We start from the raw sequence: 11,511 nt of genomic DNA on the forward strand, positions 1-11,511 counted from the left end.
TGCGTCCTCAACCGCATGGACATTGATCGCCTCGATCCGCATGCTCACACGACGGACAGCAAGGCATTGTCAAGCTTGAAAAACTTTCGGATCGGGCTCTGATGACATGGAAATATTACTCCAGAAATTATTTTCAAATCAGGGGAAAGAAAGAAATTACGTATGATTTTTGATTAGATCCCTCTAACCATTCCTGATTTTTACAGTAAACCCAAAACATAGTCATGGATCTGGTCTGGATGACTGTCCCGTTCAAACGGCAGCCATGTCGCGTGAACATGAGCGCCTTTTGAACCGGGCCGCCTTCTGGACACACCCCGGTATCTACCGGGGCACCATCTATGTCCATCGATATATAGACAGCACCCAAACCGCAAGCTGAAATGAGGTAACGTAACCGTGAGTTATGCATCTGGTGTCATAAGTCCCACGGTGTAAGTTATTATATATCGGTAGGTTATGAATTTTTATCCGAAAATATTTAATTTTTTTGTCTTGTTTCCAGCCTCGAAAATGGTCGCATCTGGTGCATATAGACACTTGGTGACACGAATTTTCCATACGCAGCAGGATGACGTGGACAGGGTATTTTTCATCTCTGGCGGGTCATGCCACGGAACAGGCCAATTCCCGCGCAAAGCGGAATACACTTATAAATAAAAGTATTATGCAGCACCCTGCCGATACATTCCTGGATATTACGGAACAGGGCGGCCATCATGATGCTTCGCATGGTGGGAACAGCCATCATAACAGGACAGTAGACGTGTGTCAGGCCACCCTGTAGCAGCAGGCCGCATGATAATCAGGCGGAATGGCAGACAGCCCATGCAGGGAATGGAACCGTATGGCTCCCCTGCCCCGCCAGATGGTGTCGTGATGGAAAAATAAGGAAGTACGTGAACGGCCCGTCAATGCCAGAGGCATTGCGGGTGCGGCCGATTTTCAGGATGTTCCGGAAAACGTCGTCTTTGCCAAAAACGAGCGACACCCGGAAAGTGCCTTACAGCTGACCGGATGCCAATGCCGCTTTCTGTTGTGTACAGGCACGATACCCGACCAGATAGAACAGACCCCTCCCGTGCCGGCTCAGGTCAATATCTGAACAAAGAGGACGTTGCGGATGGCAGATCCCCCAGCGTGAGGCCACCACTCAATACGGCATAACACACGCCAATAATCGTACAGAACGGCACACAGGCCAGAAGGATATGGGACACGCCATTCTGCATGTCTGTCTTACAGTTCATTGGTCCATATTCCTTTCTATTTTACTATCAGAACCGGAATACAAAATTCGACTGGTAATATGTTCCGCTGGACCCACCGGCTTCATTAAGTGACCGCGAAGTCATGAAACGGGACACATACTGCGTCCATGACACATGTGTATTGATCTGCCACGCCACGGATGCCTGTGGCGCCATGCCAATAAACTTTCCCCGGAAATTACCGGCAAACTTGTAAAACCCCGAGGATCGGTAAACAGGGTCATTCACACTGTCACGCCAGAACAGGGGATATTTGATCTGGATGCTGACGGACTTGAATGGCGTAATACGGATCAGGGGGGCAAAGCTGATCAGGTTGGACCCGGTCATGTAGGTTGTGGTGTCAAGATAGTTGGTCTGCGGATTGAAGGGCGAAATATAGGTGCCAATCGTGCCGGAGCGGTCATTGGAGTTGCCGCCCGAATACACATCCGTCTGGATACCTGCGAATGTATTGAGCGTTTTGTCCGAAAACCGGTACCCCAATGATGAATTGATGGCATAGGCACTGACATTGCGTGCCTGTGTCGTGCCCGACTGGCGGAATACGCCACCCTGCCAGATTCCACCGACCGAAAATTCAATCGGGCCGGCAAGCCCATGCCACCGCATGCCAAAATTGTTGCGTGTATTGGACCCCGTGACCGAAGTATTGTTCGGTCCCGCAATCGCACCAGCAGACCCATTCAGCTTGTAGCCGATATAAAAGGCGTCAACGAAGGAATATCCCTTCTGTCCCATGAAGGTGAAATCCGGTGGTGCCCATGTCGTGTTGAAACCATAAAGCCGCGTGGCATAGTTTTCGGTATCGTGAAACATCTTGTTTTCACTGTCGTATGTCTGCACGAAATCCCAGCCGTCAATGCGGATGCGTTTCCAGACCATGTAGGCGCGGAACCCGTCCCATGACAGCGGCACGTTTGGCGTTTCGCGGTTGTACAGCATGTACGACGGCGCATCGAGAAACTGCTGCCGACCAAACATGAAACCACTTTTCGCCCCCAGCATGTTCCAGCGCACTTCGGCAAAGGCCTGCTGCGCGTCCAGACGCTTGCGATAGGTCGACCCATAACCATACCCGCCCCAGCCTGCGGCATCGGCATTGACCAGCTGACCGAAAAAGCGCAGGTGCGACCCGATATGCAGGTCTGCGCCATACAGGTTGCGCACGGCAAAACGGCCGGAATCATTGGGCTTCTGCGTTCCCAGCTGCGGTCGGCTTTCAAACCAGTTCCGCAGGCGCGTCTCGCCCGAAAAACTGATCCAGACATTCCCGCTGCGCGTCAGGGGAATGTATTTCAATACGTCAAAGGGATCATTGCGTTTTTTCCGGTCGCGCAGGTTGCTCCAGTCTTCCGCCCAGGGGGCAACACCATACCGACCGACCGGGCCGAAGCCCGCGGCTTCCCCATTCCCGCGATTGAACACGCCCCAGTCATACTGGTGGCCATTCTTGCGGTTTTCCGCGCCACTCATCCGCAGAGGCTGCCCCACCGGGTTGGCGTGCGGATACACCTGAATGGGGGGACGTGGCGTTATATGCACCACCATGTTTTCAGGTTGGGATTGCGATTCCTGCCCCACCGGCGCGATCGTCCCGGCCGCGCTGGCGGGCATGGGACCGGCGGCATGTGCCCCCTGCCCCATGGTGACAAGGCCGGTCGGCAGACTGAGCAGCATGGCCAACACCTGACAGTCCGTCACTTTCCGGCCGCCAATGCGGACAGGTCGGTCGTTCAGGGTCACGGCAGACTTCAGGGATGGCAACATTGTCACATACCACTTCGCTATATGCGGGATATACCGGCTCATTAAACACTAAACAATGACGTATTATTTTGATAAAGACACGTCAATGCGTATTTATGGATTTGCGTGAGAAAACCGCCGAAAATTACGTTCGGGCAGAATGGATATTAAATATATCGTTGTTATTTAATGATATTTTTTTGTTCCACAAACAAAATGCTCATCACGGCCGAGGTATTTTTGCCACATATAAAACGATATGCATCGTATGATTGACAACGGCATTTTCCCGGCATAAAGATAATACAACGTTGTTTTTAGTGTTTTATGGAAAGCACAGAAATACGGAACAGACAGGTGCGCCCACATGCGCCAGCCCTGCCCCCTGAAACCAGATCACTTTTTTAATATTTCCTTATATAACAAAGGAATATATCGATGGTTAAAGTACGGTCCATCACCAGGCGCGGCCTGTTGCATGCCACCATGGCGACAGGGGGCGCCATGGCGTTTCCCCCGTTGCGGGCATGGGCGGCAACCGGATTGCTGAATGTATCATACGATCCAACACGTGAATTATATCAGGACATTGACCGCAGCTTTTCCCGCCAGTGGGCCCAGACCCATGGAAACAGCCCCGTTCAGATCCGTACATCCCACGGCGGGTCGGGTGCGCAGGCACGTTCTGTGCTGGAGGGCGCGCCAGCCGATGTCGTGACCCTTGGCCTGGCCTATGACATTGACATTCTTGCACAGCACGGGCTGCTGGCAACGGACTGGCAGGGCCGTCTGCCCCATAATTCCACGCCGTTCACCAGCACCATCGTGTTTCTGGTCCGCAAGGGAAACCCTAAAAACATCCATGACTGGCCCGACCTGATCCGTGACGGCGTGCAGGTCATCACGCCCAACCCCAAGACTTCGGGCGGGGCGCGGTGGAACTATCTTGCGGCATGGGGGTGGGCACTGCGCCAGCCCGGCGGCACGGCGGATACGGCGCGTGCATATCTGAAGACCCTGTTCGCGCATGTGCCGGTACTCGATACCGGTGCACGCGGCGCCACCAACAGCTTTGTGCAGCGCGGACTGGGGGATGTGCTGCTGGCGTGGGAAGATGAAGCCCTGCTGGCGGCGCGTGACATCGGGCCGGATCAGTTTGACATTGTCGTGCCCCCCATAACCATCCTGGCCGAACCGCCGGTGGCCGTGGTGGACCGCAACGTGCAGGCCCACGGCACGACAGATGTGGCACAGGCCTATGTCACATACCTGTTCAGCGACGAAGGTCAGAAAATAGGGGCCAGGCATTATTTCCGCCCCGTCAACCCGACCATACTGGATGCAAACCGCGACAGGTTTCCCGATACCGCGACCTTTGACATCGCAAGTCTTGGCGGATGGACCAGGGTGCAGAAAGACCACTTTGCCGATGGCGGCATATTCGACAGCATCTATTCCAGATGACCATGCGACGGGCTGCATTCCCCATCCGGGCACGCTGGCAGCGTGACGCCCTGCCCGGTTTCGGGCCGGGACTGGGGCTGACCCTGTTCTGGCTGGCGGGACTGGTCATGCTGCCCATGGTGGCACTGATCGCACGTCCCTGGGGCGAAGGGCTTCATAGCGGACTGCAGGCCTTTGCCCATGCGGCACATGACAGGCGGATACTGTCCGCACTGGGGGTCAGCTTCCGTTCGGCGCTGATTGCCGCGCTGGTGGATCTGGTGCCCGGACTTCTGATTGCATGGGCGCTGGCACGCAGCGACATTCCGGGCCGCCGCCTGATCGACATGCTGGTGGACCTGCCCTTTGCCCTGCCCACCGCCGTGGTCGGCATCACCATGGCCACGCTTTATGGTCCCAATGGCTGGATTGGCGGCCCACTGGGGCGGCTGGGACTGCGCATCGCCTTTACACAGACAGGCATCGTGCTGGCCATCATGTTTGTCGGGCTGCCATTTGTGGTGCGCACCGTCGCCCCGGTGCTGCGCAACCTGCCGCGTGATGCGGAGGATGCAGCCCGGATACTGGGCGCAAACCGGATGCAGGTCCTGCTGCGCGTGATCCTGCCTGCGCTGTATCCAGCGCTGGTCACGGCCTTTGGCATGGCCTTTGCCCGGGGCATCGGGGAATACGGGTCGGTGATCTTCATTGCGGGCAACCAGCCCTTTCATACGGAAATTGCCCCCCTGCTGATCGTGATCCGCCTGCAGGAATACGATACGCAGGGGGCGACGCTGATCGGGCTTGTGCTTGTCATGATCTCGCTGCTGTCGCTTGCGCTGATCAGCCTGCTGCGCCGTCACCTGTCCCATGGCACGCAGGGAGGTGTCTGACATGGCACGTTTCGCATTCGCCGCCCTGATCTACCTGCTGATGGGTATAATGGTGGTGTTGCCACCGGTCATGGTCCTTGCCATGGCACTGTCGCACGGGATGGGCGCCGCCCTTGCCACCTTTGCCGACCCCGATGCGCTGTCGGCCATCCGCCTGACCATCATCATGACGGTGCTGACGGTCGGGGTGAACACGATCTTTGGGGTCATGGCGGCGTGGACCCTGTCCCATTTTCGGTTTCCGGGCCGTAACCTGCTGATTGTCCTGATCGAACTGCCGCTCAGCGTTTCACCGGTCGTTGGTGGCCTGGTATGGCTGCTGGTGTTTGGCACGCAGGGATGGTGGGGTACGGCGCTGGAACGCTGGGGCCATCCCATCATGTTCGCGCCACCCGGTATCCTGCTGGCCACCATATTTGTCACCTTTCCCTATGTCACGCGCACGCTCATGCCCATGCTGGCGCATAACGGGCGCACGGCGGAAGAAGCCGCCGTGATGCTGGGGGCCAGTCTGTGGCAGGTGCTGTGGCACGTCACGCTGCCCGGTGCGCGGCTGGCGCTGGTTTCGGGCGTGCTGCTGACCACGGCGCGGGCAATGGGGGAATTCGGCGCGGTCTCGGTCGTATCGGGGCATATCCCGGGTCTGACCGAGACCATGCCGCTGCATATCGAAACCCTGTACAACGGCTACCAGACGGTGGCGGCCTTCACCATGGCGGCGCTGCTTGTCCTCATGGCGGCCATCGTGGTGGCGGTCCGGACGTTTCTTGAACGTGGCCAGAACAGGACGGAAAAAACCGCATGAGCGTACAACTGGACCATATCACCCGCATCCTGCCCCAAGGCGGCCGTCCCATTGTGGAGGACATCAACCTGCTTGTGCCCGATGGCAGCTTTACCGCGCTGGTCGGCCCATCAGGGGCAGGCAAGACATCGCTGCTGCGGATCATTGCGGGGCTGGATCCCCATCAGGATGGCCATGTGATGATTGATGGCGCATGCGTCGACATGCAGGATGCACGCGCACGCAACATCGGCTTCGTATTCCAGCATTACGCCCTGTTTGCGCATATGACGGTGGCGGCCAATATCGGCTTTGGCCTGTCCATCCGGCCCCGCCGCACCCGACCGGACAAGGCGGACATCGCCGCGCGGGTGACGGACCTGCTCGACCTCATGCAGCTTCCCCGCATGGGCGCGCGATATCCGCATGAACTGTCGGGCGGCCAGCGCCAGCGCGTGGCGCTGGCCCGCGCACTGGCGACGGGACCGCGCGTACTGCTGCTGGACGAACCCTTTGGCGCGCTGGACCCGCTGGTGCGCCAGCAGATCCGGGGCTGGCTGCGCGACCTGCATGAACGGCTGGGCCTGACCACGATCCTTGTGACACATGACCGGCAGGAAGCCGCCGAACTGGCGGATACGGTCGTGCTGATGCGCAATGGTCACGTCGTGCAGTCCGGCCCCGCGCGGCAACTGGAGGATAATCCGGCCGATCCCTTTGTCATGACATTTACCGGCGATGTCGTCCGGATTACAGGCCACGTTGCACATGGCGTGTTCATGCCTGCCCTGCCCGACATCCAGCCCGTTGCAACTCCGGCCACCGACGGGCCGGCAGAAATCCTGATCCGTCCCGCTGACATCCGCCTGCGGCCCGGCAGCGGCAGTGCGCGTGCGCATCTGCGCCACAGACGTGGCCTTGTCGGCATTTACGAGACGACCATAGCACACACGACCTTTGCTGTAGAAACGGTCACCACGCCGGAGCCCGCGCGCGTCATACCGGATTGCGCGCTGGATATTGCCGCCGGGCGTCTGGCGCGCGGCGATGCATGGCTGGAGCGGACAGCCTGACCCGGCGGAGGTATCAGACCATGCCTAATATCCACGCGGTTTTCCATCATCTGGACATGAAACCCGGCAGGACCACGATTGCAGACCATCTGCGCCATATATGAATCAGGGAGCAACGCCCATGCACAGCGTACGTGACCGGACCACCACCGCCCTGATCATAATGCTGGACGTGGCATTCCACAGCCCGGCGGGCCAGCCGGTCAGCACCATGGATATTGCCGCACGTACCGGGCTGGCGCGACGTGGGATCGAACCAACCCTGCAGGCACTCGCCCGGTCCGGCCTGCTACGGGGCGTGCGCGGCCCGCATGGGGGATACCGGCTGGGCCACCCGGCGCGCGAGATCCTGCTGGCGGACATATACAGGGCCACCGCGCATGATGACATCCCGACCGAGCGGCGCAGGGGCACGCTGTTCAATACGGTGGTCCGCCCCTTCATGGATCAGATGGACGGAATCCTGACACGGGAATACAGCAAGGTCACGCTGCATGATTTCGTCAGGCAGGCCGAAACCCGTGGCCTGCAGCGCCCGGCTACTGATCCGCCCGGTTTTTCAATATGATGCCGCCTTTCCCTCAGTCCAGCCGGACAGAGGGACGCACGAACACATCCAGCCAGTCGACCAGGCACGAAATCGTACCCCGCACCGGCCCGTACAGTTCAAACTGATGCTGGCGATACAGCATGAGATGCACCAGCCGCGCCGACAGCCCGTGCAGCCATCCCCCCCCAAAGACCGTGCCGCCGGGGAACGTGCCCCAGCCATTGTAATCACCCAGCGCAACCACCGCGCCCTTGTTATGGAATGTGAAGGCGGGCAGCGGGCGGCCACTCATCATCCACCCGGGCAGGACCTTCGCCAGGTGATGTGCCTGCTGCCGCGCGGCCTGCGCAGTGGGGGCCACGGGTTTTTCAGCAATGAAGGCACAGTCGCCCATGGCGAAGATGTTGTCATCATCCATGACCTGCAGGGTCGGCCTGACCTCCAGCTGGCCGGATCGCGACAGCTTCAGCCCGCCGAACTGCCTGGTCACATCGGGCGCCTTCACGCCCGCGGCCCACACCCGCAACGTTGCAGGCACCCGGCTGCCGTCCTTGAGGATGAAGCCATTTTCATCCGCGCCGCTGACCATTGCCCCCGCGCGCACCGTCACCCCGATGGCCTCAAGCTGCCTGACCGCCGCATCCGACACGCTTTCGGGGAAAGCTGGCAGGATGCGCGGCCCGGCTTCCAGCAGGGTAATCCGCAGTTTGGGCGGCTTTTCACCAAAACTGTATAACGACGCCAGATCCAGCGCCTTGTGCAGTTCCGCCGCCAGCTGCGTGCCGGTCGCCCCGCCGCCAACAATGGCGATATCCAGTTCCTGATGATTGGCGAATGCCCGCAGCAGTTCCATGCGGAAACGGTCATTGAACCCGTTTGCATCCACCAGGTTGTCGATGAACATGCAGTGCTCGGCAACGCCCGGCGTGCCAAAGTCATTTGCCCGGCTGCCGATGGACAGGACCACCGCATCATAATCCAGCGTGCGGGCATCCACCACCATTTCCCCCGTCTGCGGGTCCTTGATGGGGGCGAGCGAGATGGTCTTGGCCTTGCGGTCAAGGGCCGTGATCTCACCGGGCCAGAATTCGAAATGATGGCGGCTGGCCTGCGACATGAAGCTTATGCGGTCATTTTCATTCGCGGCCGTGCCTGCGGCAAAGCAGTGCAGCATCGGCTTCCACACATGGGCGAAACTCTTGTCCACCAGCGTGATTTCGGCCCGTCCCGATCGTCCGACCGAATTGCCCAGCCGGGTGGCCAGCGCAAGCCCGGCTACACCACCGCCAACAATCACGATCCGAAACTTTTGTGCCATCTCGATAATGCTCCAAACCCGCTCGCACAGCGCCCCGGTCCCGACATGGAAAACCCCGATACGCCACATCCATACAACTCGTGTCGAAAGGGATTATAGGCGATCCACCCTGCGCCCGAAACATGCACGGCAGCAAATTCGGCCATGGACAGGTAGCCCGTCCCCACAGGTTGCGCCCGTTTCCCGCGCAAGAGCACGGAAAAACGCGCTATCGGCACAGGCGATCAAAAGAACCCGATCTATCGTGACAGGGCGCGCCTGCGCCCTTTTTCCACTATCCGATGGCAGGTCTGAACAGGGAACATACCGGGCAACATCTACCCAATCCCCGCGTTAGCCCGCATAACGGCAGGCACAACATATGTGCCAACATACTGAAATACATGACATGACAGCAGGAGACCCCATGACCGCCACCTCAACCGGACGGATCCAGGACAAGGTTGCCCTTATTACCGGCGCCGCAAGCGGGATTGGCCGTGCAACCGCCGAACGCTTTGCCGCCGAAGGCGCGCGGCTGGCGCTGACCGACCTGAACACCGATGCGCTGGAGGAACTGGTCAGCCAGTTTGAAAAAAGCGGCGTGCCCGTCATCTCGGTCCCGGCGGATGTGACGAGCGAGGCGGACATCCAGCGCGTCGTCCATGAAACCATGAAGCATTTTGGCCGGATCGATATCCTTGTCGCCAATGCGGGCGTCATTCCGGAGGCCGACCTCGCCACCGCCACGGCGGACCTGTGGGACCACACCATGGCGGTGGATGCGCGCGGCATGTTCCTGAGCTGCAAGTATGCCGCAGCCGAGATGGTGCATGCCGGACAGGGCGCGATCGTGTGCCTGTCCTCCATTTCCGCCTTTGCGGGGCAGAAGGGACAGGCGGTTTACGGACCGGCCAAGTTCGTGGCGTCCGGCATCACCAAGCACCTGGCCATTGATCTGGCGGACAAGGGCGTGCGCGTCAACGCCGTAGCACCCGGCACGATCGATACCCCGGCAGTTGCGAAAATGGATGCGGACGCCATCCGCAAGGTGGTCGAGATGCACCCGATGGGCCGCATGGGCAAGCCTGCGGAAATCGCCAGCGCCATCCTGTTCCTGGCGTCCGATGACGCATCCTTCATCACCGGCGCGGTCCTGCCGGTTGATGGCGGCTATCTGGCGCAGTAACGCCACGGGCATGACCGGGTCAGCGCGCCCGGTCATGCCCATCAGGCGATATGCAGGTCCACGTCATGTTCACGCAGCAGGGCGCATATCCGTTCGGATGGCTGGCGGTCGGTAAAGAAACCGTGGACGTGTGACAGGTGTCCCAGCCGCCCCATGGGCCTGCGGCCGAACTTGGTCTGGTCCGCCAGCAGGTAGACGCGCCGGGCATTGCGCATCATGGCCTGCGCCACGCTGATCTCATCGGCATCGAAATCCAGCAGCGTGCCATCTTCCTCGATCCCACTTATGCCGATCACGGCAAAATCGGTGCGGTACTGTTCGATAAAGGTACTGGCGGTGGACCCGGTGATCCCGCCATCGTAAAACCGCACCAGCCCGCCGGTCACGATGACCTGAAAATCCGTCTGAGCGGATAGCGGCGTTGCGACATGCAGGTTATTGGTAATCACACGTAGCGCCTTGTGTCGCCGCAATGCCTTGGCAAAAGCTTCCGTGGTGGTGCCGATGCTGACAAACAGGGATGAATTGTCCGGTATCTGCCGCGCGGCAAGGTGGCCGATGGCCTCCTTGGCGCGGCGGTTGAGCACCTGACGTTCGGAATAGGCGATATTCTCGACCGACGACGCCAGCCCCGCTCCGCCATGATGTCGCGCCACCAGCCCGCGCCGGGCCAGCAGGTTGACATCACGGCGAATGGTCTGGACTGCAACATTCAGCCTCTGGGCCAGGTCCTCGTTCGAGACATACCCCTGGGTGCGCACCAGTGTAATAATTTCATGGTGGCGTTCTTCCGCTGACACGTTGCCTGTTACTCCATCACATTATTCAAGGACCTAGCAGTCTGTCGGGTTGGCCATTTTGAGGGTTATAAGGTCGAGGCTGACCCGGCTTATGCTGCGTGAAGCCGTGCCATTCTTTTGCAGTTATATGCGAGTGCAACGAGGGTCCATTCGGTCGTGACTTTTGCAAGGCCACGCAGGCTGAACCTTCTGAAGCCCATGATGCTTTTGATAATTCCAAAGACCGGCTCCACGGTCTGTTTGCGTAGTCTGTAAACATCTCCGGCTTCTGTAGTTTCCAGCCTGTCCTTCATGGCAAGCCGCCAGGGTTCGGTGATCCGGCGCGGTTCCCTGTCTTCAGGAGGTGGCCGGAAGTCATAAGGCCTGCGGGCACAGGGCCGTCCAATGGCGACCAGCGGATCAATGCCCTTTTCCTGCAGTTTCCGGACCGCCTGTCCGCTGGCGTAACCGGTGTCGGCAAGC

General features: G+C 59.4%; 10 protein-coding genes. 6 read left to right on the forward strand and 4 right to left on the reverse strand.

Going from position 1 to position 11,511, the window contains the following annotated elements; genetic code table 11:
- Positions 1-1,277: 1,277 nt before the first annotated feature.
- Positions 1,278-3,041, reverse strand: a complete 1,764-nt coding sequence (locus CFR80_RS14890) for an alginate export family protein (protein WP_110507613.1) — start codon at positions 3,039-3,041, stop codon at positions 1,278-1,280.
- A 417-nt stretch (positions 3,042-3,458) separates the two neighbouring features.
- Between CFR80_RS14890 and CFR80_RS14895 the strand changes: the two genes are divergently transcribed.
- From CFR80_RS14895 to CFR80_RS14915, 5 genes are all read left to right on the forward strand, one after another.
- On the forward strand, positions 3,459-4,484 hold the full coding sequence (locus CFR80_RS14895; RefSeq protein WP_110507614.1) for a sulfate ABC transporter substrate-binding protein: 1,026 nt from the start codon (positions 3,459-3,461) through the stop codon (positions 4,482-4,484).
- Positions 4,481-5,356: a sulfate ABC transporter permease subunit CysT gene (gene cysT / locus CFR80_RS14900; RefSeq protein WP_010516034.1), complete on the forward strand. Its 876-nt coding sequence runs from the start codon at positions 4,481-4,483 to the stop codon at positions 5,354-5,356. Before CFR80_RS14895 ends, cysT begins: the two co-directional genes overlap by 4 nt.
- Before the next feature lies 1 nt (position 5,357).
- Positions 5,358-6,161 (forward strand): sulfate ABC transporter permease, encoded by an 804-nt coding sequence (locus CFR80_RS14905; RefSeq protein ID WP_010516033.1) that lies wholly within the window; start codon positions 5,358-5,360, stop codon positions 6,159-6,161.
- Positions 6,158-7,213 carry a sulfate/molybdate ABC transporter ATP-binding protein gene (locus CFR80_RS14910; protein ID WP_010516032.1) on the forward strand — a complete coding sequence of 352 codons (1,056 nt, stop codon included), beginning with the start codon at positions 6,158-6,160 and terminating at the stop codon, positions 7,211-7,213. The genes CFR80_RS14905 and CFR80_RS14910 overlap by 4 nt, the downstream gene beginning before the upstream one ends.
- Before the next feature lie 121 nt (positions 7,214-7,334).
- Positions 7,335-7,781 (forward strand): RrF2 family transcriptional regulator, encoded by a 447-nt coding sequence (locus CFR80_RS14915; RefSeq protein WP_010516031.1) that lies wholly within the window; start codon positions 7,335-7,337, stop codon positions 7,779-7,781.
- Between the two features lie 13 nt (positions 7,782-7,794).
- Here the strand turns inward: CFR80_RS14915 and CFR80_RS14920 are convergent, their stop codons facing one another.
- Positions 7,795-9,081: an NAD(P)/FAD-dependent oxidoreductase gene (locus tag CFR80_RS14920; protein ID WP_010516029.1), complete on the reverse strand. Its 1,287-nt coding sequence runs from the start codon at positions 9,079-9,081 to the stop codon at positions 7,795-7,797.
- Between the two features lie 406 nt (positions 9,082-9,487).
- On the opposite strand from CFR80_RS14920, the gene CFR80_RS14925 reads away from it, so the two are divergent.
- On the forward strand, positions 9,488-10,249 hold the full coding sequence (locus CFR80_RS14925) for an SDR family NAD(P)-dependent oxidoreductase (RefSeq protein ID WP_010516028.1): 762 nt from the start codon (positions 9,488-9,490) through the stop codon (positions 10,247-10,249).
- 41 nt (positions 10,250-10,290) lie between these two features.
- Here CFR80_RS14925 and CFR80_RS14930 read toward each other — a convergent pair whose 3' ends face one another.
- Positions 10,291-11,049 carry a DeoR/GlpR family DNA-binding transcription regulator gene (locus CFR80_RS14930; RefSeq protein ID WP_039736020.1) on the reverse strand — a complete coding sequence of 253 codons (759 nt, stop codon included), beginning with the start codon at positions 11,047-11,049 and terminating at the stop codon, positions 10,291-10,293.
- Positions 11,050-11,138: 89 nt separating this feature from the next.
- Positions 11,139-11,511: transposase (locus CFR80_RS14935; RefSeq protein ID WP_146221668.1), on the reverse strand; the 373-nt coding region annotated here is incomplete at its 5' end.

The sequence above is a fragment of the Komagataeibacter oboediens genome (genome assembly GCF_003207815.1).
In the GTDB taxonomy this organism is placed as follows: domain Bacteria; phylum Pseudomonadota; class Alphaproteobacteria; order Acetobacterales; family Acetobacteraceae; genus Komagataeibacter; species Komagataeibacter oboediens.